At 46.9% G+C, this 18,051-nt stretch carries 17 protein-coding genes; 11 read left to right on the forward strand and 6 right to left on the reverse strand.

The features are described from left to right. Positions 1-149: tyrosine-type recombinase/integrase (locus HZB61_08865; protein MBI5056711.1), on the forward strand; the 149-nt coding region annotated here is incomplete at its 5' end. Positions 150-195: 46 nt separating this feature from the next. Here the strand turns inward: HZB61_08865 and HZB61_08870 are convergent. The 6 genes from HZB61_08870 to HZB61_08895 form a co-directional block, all read right to left on the reverse strand. Further along, positions 196-903, reverse strand: coding sequence for a glycosyltransferase family 2 protein (locus HZB61_08870; protein MBI5056712.1), 708 nt, complete (start codon positions 901-903; stop codon positions 196-198). A 168-nt stretch (positions 904-1,071) separates the two neighbouring features. Beyond that, positions 1,072-1,227 carry a hypothetical protein gene (locus HZB61_08875; GenBank protein ID MBI5056713.1) on the reverse strand — a complete coding sequence of 52 codons (156 nt, stop codon included), beginning with the start codon at positions 1,225-1,227 and terminating at the stop codon, positions 1,072-1,074. Then, positions 1,217-3,208, reverse strand: a complete 1,992-nt coding sequence (locus HZB61_08880) for a hypothetical protein (protein ID MBI5056714.1) — start codon at positions 3,206-3,208, stop codon at positions 1,217-1,219. Before HZB61_08880 ends, HZB61_08875 begins: the two co-directional genes overlap by 11 nt. 199 nt (positions 3,209-3,407) lie before the next feature. Further along, a complete protein-coding gene (locus HZB61_08885; GenBank protein MBI5056715.1) occupies positions 3,408-3,908 on the reverse strand; it encodes a tetratricopeptide repeat protein in 501 nt (166 codons plus the stop codon). 197 nt (positions 3,909-4,105) lie between these two features. Further along, positions 4,106-5,131, reverse strand: coding sequence for a hypothetical protein (locus tag HZB61_08890; GenBank protein MBI5056716.1), 1,026 nt, complete (start codon positions 5,129-5,131; stop codon positions 4,106-4,108). Between the two features lie 54 nt (positions 5,132-5,185). Next, positions 5,186-6,706 (reverse strand): glycosyltransferase, encoded by a 1,521-nt coding sequence (locus HZB61_08895; protein ID MBI5056717.1) that lies wholly within the window; start codon positions 6,704-6,706, stop codon positions 5,186-5,188. A 272-nt stretch (positions 6,707-6,978) separates the two neighbouring features. Here HZB61_08895 and HZB61_08900 point away from each other — a divergent pair, with 272 nt between their 5' ends. From HZB61_08900 to ispH, 10 genes are all read left to right on the forward strand, one after another. Further along, complete coding sequence (locus HZB61_08900) at positions 6,979-7,314, forward strand: winged helix-turn-helix transcriptional regulator (GenBank protein ID MBI5056718.1); 336 nt, start codon at positions 6,979-6,981, stop codon at positions 7,312-7,314. A gap of 77 nt (positions 7,315-7,391) precedes the next feature. After that, positions 7,392-10,616: a molybdopterin-dependent oxidoreductase gene (locus HZB61_08905; GenBank protein ID MBI5056719.1), complete on the forward strand. Its 3,225-nt coding sequence runs from the start codon at positions 7,392-7,394 to the stop codon at positions 10,614-10,616. Positions 10,617-10,652: 36 nt separating this feature from the next. Next, complete coding sequence (pheA, locus tag HZB61_08910) at positions 10,653-11,720, forward strand: prephenate dehydratase (protein MBI5056720.1); 1,068 nt, start codon at positions 10,653-10,655, stop codon at positions 11,718-11,720. Positions 11,721-11,761: 41 nt separating this feature from the next. Beyond that, positions 11,762-12,847: a histidinol-phosphate transaminase gene (locus HZB61_08915; GenBank protein ID MBI5056721.1), complete on the forward strand. Its 1,086-nt coding sequence runs from the start codon at positions 11,762-11,764 to the stop codon at positions 12,845-12,847. Then, positions 12,844-13,716, forward strand: a complete 873-nt coding sequence (locus HZB61_08920; protein MBI5056722.1) for a prephenate dehydrogenase — start codon at positions 12,844-12,846, stop codon at positions 13,714-13,716. Before HZB61_08915 ends, HZB61_08920 begins: the two co-directional genes overlap by 4 nt. Beyond that, complete coding sequence (gene aroA / locus HZB61_08925; protein MBI5056723.1) at positions 13,703-15,037, forward strand: 3-phosphoshikimate 1-carboxyvinyltransferase; 1,335 nt, start codon at positions 13,703-13,705, stop codon at positions 15,035-15,037. The genes HZB61_08920 and aroA overlap by 14 nt, the downstream gene beginning before the upstream one ends. Before the next feature lie 74 nt (positions 15,038-15,111). Then, positions 15,112-15,696 (forward strand): hypothetical protein, encoded by a 585-nt coding sequence (locus HZB61_08930; GenBank protein MBI5056724.1) that lies wholly within the window; start codon positions 15,112-15,114, stop codon positions 15,694-15,696. Between the two features lie 230 nt (positions 15,697-15,926). Further along, the gene (locus tag HZB61_08935; GenBank protein MBI5056725.1) at positions 15,927-16,574 is read left to right on the forward strand and encodes a (d)CMP kinase; all 648 of its coding nucleotides are present in this window, start codon (positions 15,927-15,929) and stop codon (positions 16,572-16,574) included. A gap of 13 nt (positions 16,575-16,587) precedes the next feature. Further along, the gene (locus tag HZB61_08940; protein ID MBI5056726.1) at positions 16,588-17,211 is read left to right on the forward strand and encodes a 1-acyl-sn-glycerol-3-phosphate acyltransferase; all 624 of its coding nucleotides are present in this window, start codon (positions 16,588-16,590) and stop codon (positions 17,209-17,211) included. 5 nt (positions 17,212-17,216) lie between these two features. Beyond that, positions 17,217-18,047, forward strand: a complete 831-nt coding sequence (gene ispH, locus HZB61_08945; GenBank protein ID MBI5056727.1) for a 4-hydroxy-3-methylbut-2-enyl diphosphate reductase — start codon at positions 17,217-17,219, stop codon at positions 18,045-18,047. The last annotated feature ends 4 nt before the right edge of the window (positions 18,048-18,051 follow it).

Genomic DNA, 18,051 nt, shown 5'->3' on the forward strand with positions numbered 1-18,051 from the left:
CGCACCTTTTGATGACAGGGACCAATATCAGGGAATTGCAGGAACTGCTGGGTCATAAGCATGTCGAGACCACAATGATTTACACGCATGTGCTGAGGGAGATGTCGAACATTCCGAAAAGCCCGCTGGATAATCTTTACAATAACTGAGACAATGGAAGTAAAGAAGAAGTTGTTAAAAGCTTAAAGCTGACTGCTAACAGTTCTTAGGCGAATAAAACAGGTTTTTAAAGACGGCGCGTAGTATCCTGTAACCGATGATGGCGATCCCCTTGACGTTGCCGGTGAATTTTGATCTGCCGGTGCCTTTGCGGTAGCTTACCGGGACTTCCAGTATCCTGAACCCGCATTTCACTGCCTTGGCCTGCATCTCAATGGTCCAGCCGAGGTTGTCATTCATGTCGAGCTGGAGCAGTTTATCGAATTTGATCGCCCTGAAAGGGCCGACGTCGGTGTATTTAAATCCGTAGAAAATTCTGATCAACGCGGTTGCCAGAAAGTTCCCAAAGCGCACGGGAAAACGGAGCGCTCCTTTTTCAACATTGCCCATGACCCTTGAGCCGACGACAAGATCGTAATCCTCACTGATTATCGGCCTGACGAGCCTGCCTATCTCATCAGGATGGTCGCTGTGATTTCCATCGACAAAGACGACTATGCCGGGATCTTTTTCCTTGAGGTATTCCATGCCCCTGAGGCAGGGGTATCCGTAACCTTTCTTTGATTCAAACAGGACTGTTGCTCCCAGGCTCTTTGCTATCGAAGGCGTGTTGTCGCTGCTGCCGTTGTCCACGACGACAACCTCGTCTACAATATCCTTCGGGATATCACGCAGAACGAAGGGCAGGGTCTTTTCTTCATTCAGCACCGGGATGATCACGGCTGTTTTTTTATTTGCGGACATATTCTATTGTAAATTATTTAATCTAAAAACGGCAGTTTATATCCACAGATTTCACAGATAAAAACAGTGAGATAACTAAAAGCAGGCAATAATATTTATTGTAGAGACGACCCGCCGGGTCGTCTCTACTTTGTGATAATCTGCGTTAATCTGTGGACAAATGCTTTTTTAGGGTTTCAACAACTCTCTGAATTCCCGCCACCATTTCAGTTGGTTCTCAAGGAACGGCACCCTCTCCGGCACTGAAAAATATACCACTACAAGGACCAGGGCGATCAGTATAAACAATATGGAAAAGATGTTGTCTTTGGTTTCAGCCTTCATTTTTCATGACCTTTACAATCTTGTAATTTTCATCAGAGTAAACAACCTTGAACTTCTCCTTCACCGCGCCCAGCCAGCCAAGCGAGGATGATAAGGCGCGCTCCTTCTCGATCCATTTATCTTCTTCTGAGTTTGTTCTGACCAGTACATGCGATGTATTATTTTCGCCAAGCTTTCCGGCCCATTCTTTATAGGTGCCGGATTTAATATAAACAATCCTGCTGGAAAAGGCATTGTTCCACAGGGGCGAAAGGAACAGGGGCTCAAATGTGTAGGCAAGGGTGTCGCCCTTTGAGATGTTTTTGCTTATCCATATCCAATGTCCGTATTCCTGGCGCGCGTGCAGGTCTATGCTGAAAGGCGCGTGATTGGCAACTGTGCGCTCGGCAGCGGGCAAATGGAGAAATTTCCTGACCTGAGACGGCGTAACGCACGGCGAGTCAGCCGTAAAGGTCACGTATATGACAAGCAATAAGGCGATTGTCTTTATCGCGACTTCTCTTTTAACGAAATAATCAAGTATAAACCCGAAAGAGACGGCCCCGAGCCCGAAGAGAAAAATAACGTACCTTGTGTTCCAGTTCCTCGGAGAGAAGAGGAACGCGGCAATGAGGACCGCGCTCACAGCAATGAAATTGTGCCTCTTCTTTATCAGGGCGTACGCAAAGGAAAACACGAAGGCCGGTAAAAACAGGATGAACCACAGGGGGCCGAACCCGCTCAGCCTTGAATCATAGAAATAATATTCCGCCCTTTCCGCCCAGACATAGAACAGCTTGCCGAAATAGGACAGGCCGCCGAAGACTTCAGGCGCGGGTTCAATTATACCTTTGTACAGCCCTTTGAAGATCGTGACATTGAAAACGGATATCTCCATGGGGTAAACAGGGTTGCCGTAGAGTATCCAGTTTTTGATATACCAGTAGCCGCCTGTTAAAAGGACGGGGACAAGAAAATAAATGAGATAGAGCCCGGAGCTTTTTGCAAGGGCCCGCGTTTTGGACAGCGATGTAATTTTCCGCAGTTTGAAATACGTTATTATCTCCTTAACTGAAAAGGCCGCCGACAAAATTATCACAAACAGCGGGCCGGAGCCTTTTGAGCCAAGCAGTATCCCGGCGGTCAGGCCGGAGAGCAGGAGAGAGAATGGCGAAGGGCAATTAGTATTAAGAAGGAAATTTATGGCGGCAAGGAACAGGACGGACACGGCGATGTCGACATAGTTTGTCGAGGATTGCAGGATTATTACCGGCGCGAAGAAAAATAGGAGTCCCGCGCAGGCCGCGTGCTTTTCTCCGACTTTCAGCTTAACGGCAATGCTGTATATTGCAAGAATGCCAATGAAGGTGAAAAGCAGCTGGCCCAGGTCGCTTATAACGTCACTTTTTAAAAATATAATGTTCCAGAGGAAAAACAGCTCTATGTTCTTCGGGAATATATTTATGAACTGGTTTATGAATGAATGGTTGGAGACCTCCTGTATGGCCCCGCTCTGCATTATATAGCCGACTATCGGAAGGTGGTACCAGAGAGCGTCCCATGTGTATGAAGGGAAGAGATACCCGAGAAAGATTATCCAGCAGGCCGATATAAAGAAGAGGACAAATATGACAAGCAATATAAGGTCGCTTTTCATTTTAACGGAAAAGCTGATGATACCGTCGCGGATCTCGCTGAATATGCCCGGTATGAAAGACTGCCTGTTCCGTGCCCCCCTCACTGCGTATATCAGGACAATTGCCGATATGGAGATGTTGAGCCAGAACAGGGGCGCGGCAAAAAGTTTCCTGAACACTACCCCAAGCAGGGTCTCAGTCGCTATTATTTGCGCCAACCCCAGGATGAAAGCGCCGATTAACCTGTCAACAAACGAAAGGATTTCCCTCTGCCTGAAAAGAAAGACATGCCATGAGAGGAACAGGCAGATATTTACTGTTATGTATGCTGTAATATTCAAATTATCAATTACTGAGACTGTCATGAGTAATGGCTTCTTTTATTTTTCGTCATGCCCTAAGCCTGCCCTCGAATTTTGTAATCGGGGGTCAGTAATCGGGCATCCAGAACTTATTAAAAAACTGGATTCCCGCTCAACAGCCTGCCAACAGTAGGTGCTTTAGGCACGGGAATGACGATCCGATGTTTGAACTTATGGACAGACTCTAATCACTCGTTACTTATCACTCTTTGTTAAAGCAGTTCCAGAATCTCCTGAAACTGCAGTCTGTCATTTCATGATAATGCCTGAGCTGCTCTTCGGCCCTGTCCTTCATTCCCATTTTGTCATAAACCACGCCGGTGTCCCATAAGGAATAACGGTGAGAGGGATCGACCTCAAGGACTTTTTTGTATTGTGACAGCGCTTTCTCGTATTGAGCGGTTTCCTTATAGATATATGCTATATCATAGAGCGCAAAAGTATTCCCGGGATCGATCTCCAAAGCCTTTTCATATTGAGCAACAGCTTTGTCATATTGGTGTTTTTCCCTGTAGATATATCCTAAGTCATAATTTGCATACGGATGGCGCGGGAAAATATTCAGAAGCGTACTATATACGTCCTCAGCCTTGTCAAAATCCTTCCGCTCTTTGTATATCAGGCCAAGCTGGTAATAAGCATACGCGTCATGCGGGTTTGCTTGCGCGGCCCTTGCAAATTCTTCAATGGCCTTGTCCTGCAATTTTACGCTTTGATAGAAAATTGCCAGGAGGGTATGCCTGTTATCGACGATATAAAAAGATAGTACAGATAAAAGAGAGACAGTTATCAGAAGAACAGCAGTTTTTTTTTAAATCTCATACTTGTTAAAACATCAATCACTTACCGCCGGATTAGTCCGGCGGTAAGTGATCTTATTCCAAATTGAAGTTGAACTAATTAGTGCAAGTAAACAAGGGCGATGCCGAAGGTCTCGCCAAGCGCGTAATTTTCCGTCTTGAAATATCCAAAGCCGTCCAGGTCCCTGCTGTATGAAAGTACAGTTTGTATCTCCGGTGTTATGTTGAACTGCAGGCCGACAGACAGGTTCAGATCATTCGGCTCAAGACCAAGCGAGTCTAATATCAGTTCAGCCTTTGCAGTGTCTTTATTAGGGGCCGTTTTTATTCCTGCTTCCGCCTTGCTGCGGTCTACGAGCTCATTTGAGACCTCTGCATTTCCAACGGACCTGAACCAGTCAATATAGCCTGTTAAGGACAACCATGAAGTTACCGGATACCCTCCGCCGAAGGAGACCTTAAACTGGTCTGACGGTTTAAAGGAATGATGTTTAACAATATTGTTTTCAAATCTGTACTTATACCCCGCGTTAAGCCATCCGTATCCCTTGCCGAAGCCCCTGCCGAATTGGAGAAGCAGGGTCGCGTCATACTGACCGTCTCCGAGGCTTAAATGATCGAGAGGATTTTCATAATCAGCGTTATATATGTATGTCGGGATCTTTGTTTCTCCCTGGACGGACATCAAGGTCCCGGTACCCAGAACATTTTGGGTAAGATTGTATCTCAGTCCCAGATTTACATCTCCAATTCCGCTTGGGCCCAGATCATCGCCATATCTGATATTATCATTAGAGCGCTGCCAGTCAAATGGGATTGCAGTGTAAATGGTCAGTATGTCAGTGATGCCGTATTCTCCGTAATAGGTAATTTTTGTGGACGTAAATTCTTCTTCAGAGCGTCTATAGGCTTTAGCATGAACTGTTTCAATTTCGCCAAGTGAGGGAGGTGGCCCTGGATTTACCTTGTTCTCAATAGTAGTAAATTTTTTTGTCGTCTTGTAGTAAGATAAACCAAGCTGATTATAAGAATGACCTTTCGCCTGGGTCCACGCTGAGAATGCCTCATCAGAGATGAAAATAACTGCCGTTAAAAACATAACAGTGATAAATATCCTTTTCTTCATAACCCGCTCCTTTTGTTGAATTTATTTTGATAACAATAAAATATTTTGTCGGTTTTAAGCAGCAATTACGTCTTCCGTGTTTCGCTTTGAAATAAAATGGCGTGCAAAACGATTGGAAGTTATGACGCCTAATATTACTTGATAAAGCGATAAAAATGCAACATAAAAATACCCCATCTGGAAAATCATGAGAAAGGGAATCGACACATATATTTTGTTTACATAAGCGAAATAAATATTGAACGTAAAGTATATTCCAAGAAGCAGTTCGATGATTACAAGGAAGTTCATTTCCCCCCTGTATTTTTTGCCGAACCATTTGTCCCTCTTTTTTTCAATGCTGTATTTCGGCGTCCGTTTGAACTCGGTTTTCCTGTTGAAAAGCGCCTCCAGGACGCCTTTTGAATTACTTACTGACAGGCCTATGCCCAGCGACATAAGCATCGGCATATATATTAATCTTGATTTCCAGTTCTTATGAATTTCTCTTTGCGAGCACATATAGAAAAATGATATGCCGGTAGTCGCAACCAGGAGAAACGGCGCGTCCGTCACGAGCATCTGAAACCATCCGATGTTGATCCTTGCGATCATGGAAGGGTACATCAAAACCGAAAGCAGCAGCATAAGAAGATAGGATATATTGTTTGTGAGGTGAAAGAAGGCTTCAACCTTCACCTTTAAGGGCAGGCTGCTTCTGAAGATCTGCATGAGTAATTTTTTCGCGGTTTGAATAGAACCCTTGGCCCATCTGTTCTGCTGCGTCTTAAACGCGTTAATATCGACCGGAATTTCCGAAGGGGCTATTTCATCCTTCAGGAAAACAAACTTCCACCCGCGCAGTTGTGATCTGTAACTCAGGTCAAGGTCTTCGGTGATCGTATCATTCTGCCAGCCGCCTGCGGTTTCGATCGCTTCTTTCCTCCACACGCCTGCCGTGCCGTTAAAGTTGAAAAAGCGGCCCGACCAGTTTCTTGCAGAATGCTCAATTACAAAGTGGCCGTCAAGCATTATGGCCTGTACTTTGGTAAGAAATGAGTAATCCCTGTTAAGGTGGGTCCATCTCGTCTGCACCATCCCGACAGAGCTGTCGGCGAAGTAATGAATTGTTTTTTGCAGGACGTCTTTTTCCGGGACAAAGTCGGCATCAAAAACCGCAATGAATTCGCCTTTAGCGGACTTCAGACCGTTTGCCAGCGCGCCGCCTTTAAACCCTTCCCTGTTTTCGCGGTGGATGTAATTGATGTCGTATCCTTTTTTTCTGAATTCAGCCACGCATTCCTGGGCCACCGCTGCTGTCTCATCAGTCGAATCATCGAGCACCTGTATCTCAAGAAGCTCCAGGGGATAATCTATATCGCAGGACGCAGTGATCAAGCGTCTGGTAACATACATTTCATTGAAGATGGGAAGCTGGACTGTGACGCGGGGCAGGCGCTCCAGTTTCTCCTTAAGCGCGGGTTTGTTTTTTTGATGTTTGTAGTAAAGGTATACCATGTAATAACGGTGCGAAGCATAAATAAAGACCGTTATAAGGACAAAGAAATATACTGCCAAGAACAAGTAAAGTAACATTAGGCTACCTCAAAAATATTGACATTAGAACTAAAAGAATTTTAGACGAAAAATTATAACACACTGCCTGTTGCAGAAACAATTAGAAATTTTTATATTGCAATTACAGAATGGGATTGTGAAAAAAGCCTGTTATTATCATCCCTGATTCGGCCTGCTGCATCATTTAAATGTTGGTTTAACCCGCCTGCCGGGACAGGTAAATGTTCTTCAAAAGTTTCCGCGAGACAGAAAAATCTTGATTTTCATGCCGGATGAACATATATTAGTATATGCTGCGTAAGAGCAAACATCCTGCCGATGTTTCCCCATTAGATTGGGCCGATACTCTGAAAGCGCTCGCTGATGAAAGCCGTTTACAGATAATCCGCGAACTATTAAATCAGGAAGCTACTGTCCAGGATTTGGCAAAAACCCTGGGGATCAAAATATATAACATTTCGCGGCACCTGAAAATATTGGAGACAAGCGGCCTGGTCGAAAAAAGAAAAGATGGCGTTTACAGGTTCTATCATATAACAGAAAGCCTGCGTTCGCGTTTGTCGACCGACAACCAGGTGCTGGATTTGGGATGCTGCAAGTTTATATTTAAGGGCACAACCACATAAGCTCTCCATTCTTTTTCTAATATCAAGACCCTCATGCGTCATTTCACAAAAAGCCGGGTTGTTTAGTAATATACATTATGGCAAAACAGCAGAAGCGATACGGGATGCTGATCAACCTCGACAGATGCATCGGATGCTATGCCTGCCAGGTGACGTGCAAGGCTGAATACGGTCTCCCATTTGGTACATTCCGCTGCCGTGTCGAGACTTACCAGTCGGGAACTTTCCCTGACATTAAAAAAGTTTTTCTCCCCCGCCTTTGCAACCACTGTGACAAGGCGCCGTGCATCGAAGAGTGCAAAGAGAAGGCCCTTTTCAAAAATCAGGACGGGGTTGTAGTTTTAAATAAACTCAATTGCACCGGCTGTCAGATGTGCGGTGAGAAATGCCCCTACAACGCAATCGATATAAATACGCTCACAGGGCAGTCCGAGAAATGCGACTTCTGCTATGAAAGAATAATAAAAGGACTTCAGCCTGTCTGTGTGCAGAGCTGCATGGGAAAGGCCTTTATGTTCGGCGACATAAATGATCCGAAGAGCGATATATCAGTCGAGTTGGCAAGACATCCGTTGAAAGTCCTCAATCCCGAACTCGGGACCAATCCCTCGATCTTTTATATCTTCAAGGGCTATGCAGGCAACACACCTCTAAAAGATAACGTGACAGCAGGCGGGCATCCCACACGTCGCGTCAAAGTCCCGGAGCCGGAAGCACAATCCGAAGGCGCGGCAAAATTGATCTACACATCAGACGCCATGTGCCCGTCCGAATGCGGGATTACCGTGCTTGTAGAAGACGGTGTTGCAAAAAAAATATACGGCAATCCCCATTCCCTGATAAACAACGGGGCCTTCTGCGCGAAAGGCGCCTCAGGGCTTCAGCTTACTTACTCTCCTGACAGGGTCAAGACCCCTCTCATCAGGACCGGTGAAAGAGGAGAGGACAAATGGAAAGAGATCACCTGGGAAGAGGCCTCTGACTATATCGCCAAAAAGTTGATCGAGATAAAACATAAATACGGGGCGGAGGCGGTATTTTTAGACTGCGGCGACGTTACCGACAGGGAGGCGTATTACAGGCTGTTTCACGCGTACGGCACGCCGAACACATACAATCACGGGAGCATTTGCGATCCAAACCGCAGATGGGGACAGGGACTAATGTTAGGAGATGAAAGGCCGCTGCCTGACGTTCAGAGGCCTGTCCTCATGAGAAACGATGACAATGAAATGTATCTCAAAGACAGGCATGACGCAAAGCTCATCCTGAACATAGGCGTCAATCCTTTTGTGGCGACAAGATACAATTACATGTCAAAGGGCATTGTCGGGGCAAAGGAAGAAAACGGCTGCGTGTATATTGTAGTTGATCCAGCACATACCAGTTCCGCCGCACACGCGGACAGATGGCTTCCCATAATACCGGGGACGGACGCGGCGCTGCTTGCGGGGATGCTATATTACATCATCCTGAATGATGCGGGGCAGAAATACATTGCCCATAATTTTATAAAAAATTACTCCATAGGCTGGGAGGAATTCAGAAATGAATTTCTCTCGTACACGGAAATGGCAGACCCCTCAAACGGTTTACATTTCTTTACCCCTGAATGGACTGCGGAGAAGACGGGCATTTCAGCGGAGGACATAAAAAAGATATCACACCTGTTCGGCAGTACGAAGCCGGCTGCGATTGAGATAGGGATGCACGGCACAGCGCACCATACAAACGGTGATGTTACGTCAATACTTTCCACTACGCTCTGCCTGATAACAGGCAACATTGACGTGCCCGGCGGGCTGGTGTTTGTTGATTCCCTGAAACCAAGGCGTGGAAGCAAAACAACAGGGAAGCAATTCCTTGAAAAGGAGGTCATCAAAAAGATCGGCGACAGTGATGTTTCAGCTAAACTTTCTGAGCTTCATAAAGACCTCTTCGGGGATTACCCAGCCGCATGGAAAGGCGTGCTGACAGACCTGCCGCAGAAGATCAGGGACGGCGTAAAGCTCAAACACGGCCCGTTCAAAGATCATTCCTATCCGGTAAAGGCATTCATAACAAGGGCAGGCAATCCTGTAATAACCGCGGGCAGCACGCCTGACTGGACCGATGCATTGACCCGGAAAAAGGAAAACAATATTCTCCCCTTCAATAAATGGGGGCTTGGGGAAATATTGGATGAATATCAGCTTGAGCTGATGGTCTTCATTGATACACACATCACGGAGACGGGTAAATACGCTGACATTATTTTGCCCGAAGCGGGCTTTCTTGAAAGGATGGGGGTGAGCGATGTTTATACCATGGGCCCTGAGATCGCGATAAGAGACCAGGCCATCAAACCGCTGCATGGATCAAAGACGCCTTTTGAAATAATGATCACCCTTTCTGAAGCGCTCGCAAGAAACGGCGACCCGGATATCAGGCAGGAAGACTTCCACGGGAAATACAAAAACGAGGAAGATTTTATAAATGAAATACTTTCCGATGCGCCTGCATTTTACAATTACGGCGAGCCTCTCCCTTATCCCGGTCTTCCCGAAGGAAGTTTGATAATCGGCGCGCCGGACAATCCAAAAGCAGTGTGGGGCAGAAAGGTAATAAAAGAAGGGGAACCCCTCACAGTTGACTGGCTCAGGAAACATCACGGTGTCGCGGTTTGGCCCGCAAGCTATCACAGGTATAAAAAACTGGACGGCTTCCCGTCAGGCGTATATCCGAAGACCGCTTCAAGGAAATTTGAATTTAAATTCTCTTATCTTGAAAACATAAATAATAAATTCGATTCAAAATTCCCCGTTACATTCTACTGGCGTGACTGCAAATGGAACCCGAAGAACCCCGCCTTTAAAGAAATATGCGAAGAATATCCCTTCCAGTTAATAAGCGGCAGGGTCCACTATTCAATGACCATGACGACAATATGCCCGTACCTTGCCGAGACAGAGACCGAATGCATGAAAAGGTTGAATGACGGAAGCCACTCAATCCCTGTTCTGGCTTTCAACAAATCCGACGGCGCGAAACTGGACTTAAAGACAGGAGACATTGTTGCACTTGAGACGTCCTTCAAAAAACAGGTGAGGGGAAAAGTTTTTCTCACTGAAGAAATAATGCCGGGAGTAATTAAAACCGCCTTCGGCCCCGGAGACAAAAAGATCTACGGCCCCGGCCTGATCAATAAGGCCCCGGAAGACACCCCGAATATCAACCAATGCTTTGACCCTGAGAATATTTCACCCTTCACAGGGATGCCGGGATTTGGGGACATCATGGTGAAGGTTGTTAAAGAACCTTGAAAAATCTCAGGGTAATTGCTAAATTAACGTTCTATTATGTCTGACCTTAACGAACTGAGAAAAAAGATCGACGAGATCGACCAGCGCATCGTTGAACTGCTGAACAAAAGGGCGGAGGTTGCTATTGAGATCGGCAAGGCGAAGCAGGACAAACACCTGAGCATACATTCGCCTGAGAGAGAAAGGGAGATCCTCAAGAGACTCACGGAGAAAAATCCCGGGCCGTTCCCCTCCAATGTCCTCAAGCTGCTCTATGAGGAAATCCTGTCCGCATCACTTTCATTGCAGGAGCCGTTGAAGGTCGCTTATCTCGGTCCTTCAGCGACTTTCACTCACCTTGCGGCAAGCAGGAAGTTCGGCTCCTCTGCGGAGTATCTGCCAGTAAGCAATATAAGGTCGGTTTTCGAGGCCGTCTCAAGAGGCAAGGCCCGTTACGGCGTGGTGCCCATCGAGAACTCGACGGAGGGCGTGATCAATTACACGCTCGACATGTTCGTGGATTCCGATCTGAAAATTGCCTTTGAGATAATGCTTGAGATAAGACATAATCTCCTGTCAAAGACCGGGAAGAAATCGGACGTAAAGAAAATTTACTCTCATCCCCCGGCAACGGCCCAGTGCAAGGTATGGCTTGAAAGGAATTTCCCGGGTGTTCCGGTCCTGGAAGAAATGAGCACTGCCGCTGCGGCCAAACGCGTCAGCAAAGACCCCTCAGCAGCAGCTGTCGCAAGCGAGCTCGCGGCCTCGGTCTACGATCTCCGGTTTATTGAAAAGGGCATTGAGGATTATAAAAATAATTTCACCCGCTTTCTTGTTATCGCAAAAGAGTCTTTGCCAAGAACGGGCAAAGACAAGACATCTGTCATGCTGTCCATAAAAGACAGGGCAGGCGCGCTTTATTCAATACTGAGGCCTTTTGCAAGACACAGGATCAGCCTTTCAAAGATTGAATCAAGGCCCTCACGGAGAAAGGCGTGGGAATATATTTTCTTCGTTGACATGGAAGGGCATATAGAAGATAAAGGAGTAAAAAAAGCAATTGATGAAGTAAAGAAGGAATGCCTCTTTCTGAAAGTGTTAGGCTCCTACCCGTCTGCGGAATAGCTGACAGCTTACAGCTATTAGCTATTAGCTATTTTCAAATTATGATACACACACCTGAACACATAAAAAGCCTCAAGCCGTATGTCCCCGGCAAGCCCATGGAAGAGCTGGAAAGGGAGTTTGGGATCACAGGCGCGATCAAGCTTGCGTCCAATGAAAATCCTCTTGGTCCGTCGCCTCTTGCGCTCAGGGCCCTGCGGGAAGGCATGAAAGGTTTGAACAGGTACCCGGACGGAAGCTGTTATTATCTCAGGCAGGCGTTGTCGGAGAAATTAAAGGTCAGACCCGAAGAGATATTATTCGGCAACGGCTCCAATGAAATCATCGAGCTGGCAGTCAGGACCTTTCTCAATCCCGGAGATGAAGCGGTAATGGCGCATCCGTCTTTTGTAGTATATTCGACAATTGTGCAGGCGGCACAAGGCAGGAATGTGATTGTCCCGCTTAAAGACCGGCGGCATGACCTTCCTGAAATGGCGTTGGCGATAACAGGCAGGACGAAGATTGTTTTTATCGCAAACCCGAACAATCCCACCGGCACGATCATTACGAAAGAAGAGATGGATGCTTTTATGGAGAAGGTCCCCGAAGGGGTCCTTGTAATTGTTGACGAGGCGTATTATGAATATGTCTCTTCACCGGATTACGCGGACAGCATGAAATATTTCAGGGCGAACAGGGACATTCTTGTCCTCAGGACATTTTCTAAAATATACGGACTTGCGGGGCTGAGGATTGGATACGGGACCGCGAACTCAGCGATCATTACTGAGATGAACAAGGTGCGCCAGCCTTTTAACATTAACTCTCTTGCGCAGAAGGCCGCCCTTGAAGCTCTGAAAGATGAAGGGCATATTGCAAAGACAAAGCGGACAAATGAAAAAGGAAAGAAATATCTCTGTAAAGAACTCAAGGCGCTGAAGCTTGATTATGTTCCTACAGAGGCGAATTTTATTTATGTCCCTTTGAAAGATAATACATCCGTCCAGTTGTACAACGACCTTCTCAAAGAAGGAGTTATTGTAAGGCCGATGGGGCCTGACGCAGTGCGTATCACGATAGGGCTCCCTGAGGAGAACAAGAGACTGATAGAGGCATTAAGGAAGATCCAGAGTTATGAATTATGAAATCAGGCATGAAGATAAACTTTAAACACATTGCGATAATCGGGGTTGGACTCATCGGCGGCTCCTTTGCCATGGCCCTTAAGAAGCAGGGATTCAAGGGCAGGATAACCGGCCTCGGCAGGAACAGGAAAAATTTAATCAAGGCGAAGAAGCTTGGTGTCATAGACGATTATTCCACGGATTACGCGGAGGGAATTAAAGACGCTGACCTAGTCCTGCTTGCGGTACCCGTGGGCCAGTTCGAGAGGATTGTAAAGAGTATCAGGGGCAGCATGAAGAAGGGTGCGATAGTTGCGGACGTCGGTAGCGTAAAGGCGCAGATCGTGAAAAAGATCGGGCCGCTGATGCCCGAAGGCGTACACTTTGTCGGGGCCCATCCAATCGCGGGCAAGGAATGTTCAGGCATAAGCTGTGCCTCGGCGGACCTGTTTAAGAATGCAAGATGCATTATCACTCCCGGTCTCAAGACAAACAAAGCGGCGCTGAATAAAGTTGTCAGCCTCTGGAAAAATCTCGGCAGCAGGACGCTTTTCATGTCTCCTGAAGAACATGACCTTATCTTTGCCGCTGTAAGTCATCTGCCTCATGTGGCCGCGTACGGGCTGGTCAACAGCATAATGAAATTAGATGACAACATACTTCATCACGGGGGAAAGGGCCTGCGTGATATGACCAGGATAGCCTTAAGCCCCTCTGAACTCTGGCGTGACATCTGCGCTTATAATAAAAAGAATATTCTGAAGACACTCAAGAAGCTCTCGTCTTCCATCACACATATTACAGGGCTTATTGAGACATCTGACTGGACGGCCCTCGAGAAGGAATTTGAGAAGGCCAAAGAGGCGAGAGAGACGCTTGAGTCAGATTAGTATCAAATATAAAAGTCCTCTCCGGGGAGAGCTTACCCCGCCTCCCGACAAATCAATTTCTCACCGCGCGATAATATTTTCGTCTCTTGCAGAAGGCAAAAGCATTGTCAGGAATTTCCTTTACGCTGAAGACCCGCTGAGCACCATCGGCGCGTTCAGGCAAATGGGAATTGAAATAGAAGACAGAAGACAGAAGACAGAGGACAGAATGCAGAGGGCAGAGGGCAGAGGGCAGAGAGAAGAAACGGAAATAATAATCAATGGCAAGGGGCTTTCGGGTTTGCAGGCGCCGAAAGACGAAATCGACTGCGGGAATTCGGGGACGACCATGAGGCTCCTTTGCGGCGTTCTTGCGGGACAGCCTTTTTCAGCGACCCTTAAGGGTGATGCCTCTTTAAGCCGCAGGCCCATGAAAAGGGTGATGGGACCTATCACTCAGATGGGCGCGGTTTTTAAATCTGAAGACGGTCATCCGCCTTTAACTGTAACAGGCGGGCAGCTGAAACCAATACATTACAAATCCCCTGTTGCCAGCGCGCAGGTAAAATCAGCGATACTGCTGGCGGGGCTTTATTGCAACGGCGTTACTTCTGTGAGCGAGCCGGAGAGATCAAGAGACCACACGGAGCGGATGCTCAGGGCATCAGGCGTAGATTTGAAGATAGACGGTTTGACGGTTAGCGTGAGAGGCAGGGCAAAACTGGACCCTTTCGAGTTGACGGTCCCGGCAGATTTTTCATCAGCCGCGTTCTTCATTGTGGCGGGCATTATTGTTCCTCAGTCGGAGATATTGATAACAAATGTCGGCATCAATCCTACAAGAGTTGGTTTAGTTGAGATCCTGAAATCTATGGGCGCTAATATCAGGCTTGAGAATGAGCGGGAGGTTTCAGGCGAGCCTGTGGCTGATATTTCTGTAACTCACTCACAGCTTTCTGGAATTGAGATCAGCGGCGACATGGTCCCCAGATCCATTGACGAATTTCCCATTCTCTGTGTAGCAGCGGCATTGGCCCGGGGCAAAACAAAAATAACGGGCGCAAGGGAATTACGTGTCAAGGAGTCGGACAGGATCGCAGCTATGGCTGCGGAACTGCGGAAGATGGGAGTCAACGTTGAAGAGCTTGAGGACGGACTGATCATTGAGGGAAGAGAGAAACTTAAATCCGCAAACATTCAAAGTTACGGCGACCACAGGATAGCAATGTCCATGGCAATAGCCGCGCTTATGGCTGATGGAGAGACCACGGTCTCGGATACCGATTGCATCAACACATCCTTCCCGGGGTTTGTTGAGATATTAGAGAAGCTGCAGAAGTAATTCTATTGCCTAACCAATCATTTTTTTGTATAGTTTTAGCACGCTTTAATTCTTTTGTTTGGAGGGTAAAAGGAATGGCTGAAGAAGAACGCGCGTCCGGCAAGTGGACATTGAAGAAGTTTTTATGGTTTGCAATCCTGGGGACCCTCATTGTTATCTTTGGTTTGTATCTGCTGTATCCTGAATCGACAATCAAAAAGATAAAAATCCCCGGTCTTATAGAAGCGGAATTAGAGAGGAAGCTTGCCCCTGAGGAAAACATTCAGAGTATTCCCAAAGCCGAGCTCGCGAAGCGTCAGGAAGAACTTAAAAGAGAATTGTCGCAGACCGAGACAAGAATGGAGACCGCCGTACCGCCTGCTCAGCCAAATTACGAACTGTCGAACATAAGCGGGATATGGCAGGCCGCAGGCGGCATATCTTACACTATTCAACAAAGCGGCAATATGATCGCATTGCAGGAGATGAATGTTGTTTACGGAGTAACGGCAGTCGGGCAAGGGAGCCTATCAGGACAAAGTGTGAATGTCGCCTACAACACGATCGTAGGGACAACGGGAAGATTAATTCTTGAAATATCCAAAGACGGCAGACAACTCACGGGCTCTTATAGCGACGCGGTTACGGGCATATCCGGTCCGGTTACTCTTTACAGATGAGGGGCAAACTCCCTTCCGCCACGGCCTCATAGATTAAGAATTTCGGATTTTGTTATTATACCCTGCGTTTTGAAACACTATACTCATAGTGGAATTTATCCCGATAGGCGTCATGCTGGAGCCGGTTCAGCATCTCTTTCTCAGATTCCGAAACAAGTTCGGGATGACAAGAAAGCAGGGCGGGTTTAAAGCCCGCCCCTACAGCAGGAAAGGACATTTCGTAACAACATATGAAAGACGTAATCACTATAGACGGGCCTTCCGGCTCAGGCAAGGGAACGATATCAAAATTATTAGCCAATCGGCTCGGCTATAGATATCTTGACACCGGGGCATTGTACAGGGCGGTTGCGTGGAAGGTGAGAGAGGACAAGATCAGTCTCGATGATGCAAAGGCTCTCAAGGATTTATTGGAGAAAATACGGATCGAACTTGATAACAGCAGGACCACCGTTGACGGCACGGATGTCACCTCTGAGATCAGGACGGCAGAGGTCGGAGAGTTGAGCTCGCAGGTCTCGGCAATACCTGTTGTGCGGGCAGGCCTTTTTTCCATACAGAGGAACTTATGTCTTCAGGGTAAGGTAGTGATTGAGGGGAGGGACACAGGGACAACTATCTTCCCTGAGGCGGAAAATAAATTCTTCCTTGACGCGGGCCTCAATGAAAGAGCACGGAGAAGATTCGAGGAATTGAAATTAAAAGGCCCCGGAATTACAATCGAACAGACCATTGAAGATATCAGGAAGAGGGACGAGAGAGATTCAACAAGAGAGAGCTCTCCCCTGACAAGAACGGAAGATATGGTTTATATAGATTCGACCAGCCTGAGCATTGATGAGGTTGTAGAGAAAATAATGGAGAGTCTTAAGAAGTAAAAAAGGAGAATCAGTGTACGATCTTTTATACAGGTTTACCGCATTCTTAATCAGGGTGATCCTTCGCGTCAATGGAGGGATAGAAATAAAAGGCCTGGAGAACGTCCCGTTAAAAGGAGGGGCGATCATAGCTGCCAATCATGTAAGCTATATCGATCCTCCTTTGTTAGGTGCAGTGACCCCGAGGAGGGCGACGTTCATGGCGAGAAAGGGGCTCTTCGAGCTTCTCTGGTTAAACTGGTTCATAAAGCATTATGCAATTCCCGTTAACAGGGAAAGAACGCAGCCCTCGACAATAAAAGAAACTATCAGGAGATTGAAGGGCGGAGAGCTTATAGCTATTTTTCCTGAAGGCAGGCGAAGCGAGAGCGGGGAAATGATGAAGGCAAAGCGCGGAGTAGGCATGATAGTCAGTCTCAGCAAGGCCCCAGTGGTCCCGGCTTTTATTTCCGGTTCTGAAAAAGTATTGCCGGTTGACGCCGGGTGGCTTAAGAGAGGTAAAATTACAGTAGTATTTGGAAGGCCGATATATTATACTCCTGATGCGCGGGAGAAGGGCGCACGCGGCGATCGTTTACACGAAGAGATAAGCGAGAAAGTCATGACTGCCATAAGTGAGTTGAAAAAAACGTTATGAAGATAATGGTTGCTAAAAAAGCGGGCTTCTGTTTCGGGGTCAAACGCGCCATTGACATCACCTTTGATCTTGCAAAGGAATCAAAGAAAGGGGTATTTACTTACGGGCCCCTGATCCACAATCCCCAGGTGGTCGGGGAACTCAAACGCAAGGGTGTGAATACGACCAATGATCTTTATTCGCCTGACATTAAGACCCTCATTATCAGGACCCACGGCGTGTCGCCGGAGGTTTATTCCGGGACCTCGGAAATGGGATATAATGTTATTGACGCTACCTGCCCTTTTGTAAAGAAGGCGCAGCGTTTTACAAAGATACTCAAGGACGAGGGGTACCAGGTGCTGATAATCGGAGATAAACAGCATCCCGAAGTGCAGGGGTTGATAGGTTTTGCCGGAGACAACGTGATTGTTGCTGATGACGTGGAGAATTTGCCGGATGTAAAAAAGAAGGTCGGCATAATCGTTCAGACAACCCAGCCTTTTGAGACGTTCAGGAAGATTGTACTGCGGGTCATAGAGACAGCGAGAGAGGTGAAGATATATAATACCATCTGCGATTCTACGGCCCAGAGGGTCAAGGAGACAAAAGAGCTTGCGAAGAAGGTGGACATGATGATCATAGTCGGGGGCAAGAACAGCGCAAACACAAACCAGCTTGTTAAACTTTCCAATGAGGTTTGTGCTAAAGTATACCACATAGAAACTGCTGAGGAGATACTTAAGAAGTGGTTTAAAGGGGTGGACAAGGTTGGCATATCGGGAGGCGCTTCAACGCCCCAATGGATCATAGACGGTGTTGTAAAGAAAATTAGAGAAATTTCTGTCAGGAGGTAATATA

The sequence above is a fragment of the Nitrospirota bacterium genome, from assembly GCA_016214845.1.
In the GTDB taxonomy this organism is placed as follows: domain Bacteria; phylum Nitrospirota; class Thermodesulfovibrionia; order UBA6902; family UBA6902; genus SURF-23.

Coding starts and splice junctions, on each gene's coding strand:
- HZB61_08870 (MBI5056712.1), bottom strand. CDS start 903: ATGTCCGCAAATAAAAAAACAGCCGTGATCATCCCGGTGCTGAATGAA.
- HZB61_08875 (MBI5056713.1), bottom strand. CDS start 1,227: ATGAAGGCTGAAACCAAAGACAACATCTTTTCCATATTGTTTATACTG.
- HZB61_08880 (MBI5056714.1), bottom strand. CDS start 3,208: ATGACAGTCTCAGTAATTGATAATTTGAATATTACAGCATACATAACA.
- HZB61_08890 (MBI5056716.1), bottom strand. CDS start 5,131: ATGAAGAAAAGGATATTTATCACTGTTATGTTTTTAACGGCAGTTATT.
- HZB61_08895 (MBI5056717.1), bottom strand. CDS start 6,706: ATGTTACTTTACTTGTTCTTGGCAGTATATTTCTTTGTCCTTATAACG.
- HZB61_08900 (MBI5056718.1), top strand. CDS start 6,979: ATGCTGCGTAAGAGCAAACATCCTGCCGATGTTTCCCCATTAGATTGG.
- HZB61_08905 (MBI5056719.1), top strand. CDS start 7,392: ATGGCAAAACAGCAGAAGCGATACGGGATGCTGATCAACCTCGACAGA.
- pheA (MBI5056720.1), top strand. CDS start 10,653: ATGTCTGACCTTAACGAACTGAGAAAAAAGATCGACGAGATCGACCAG.
- HZB61_08915 (MBI5056721.1), top strand. CDS start 11,762: ATGATACACACACCTGAACACATAAAAAGCCTCAAGCCGTATGTCCCC.
- HZB61_08920 (MBI5056722.1), top strand. CDS start 12,844: ATGAAATCAGGCATGAAGATAAACTTTAAACACATTGCGATAATCGGG.
- HZB61_08930 (MBI5056724.1), top strand. CDS start 15,112: ATGGCTGAAGAAGAACGCGCGTCCGGCAAGTGGACATTGAAGAAGTTT.
- HZB61_08935 (MBI5056725.1), top strand. CDS start 15,927: ATGAAAGACGTAATCACTATAGACGGGCCTTCCGGCTCAGGCAAGGGA.
- ispH (MBI5056727.1), top strand. CDS start 17,217: ATGGTTGCTAAAAAAGCGGGCTTCTGTTTCGGGGTCAAACGCGCCATT.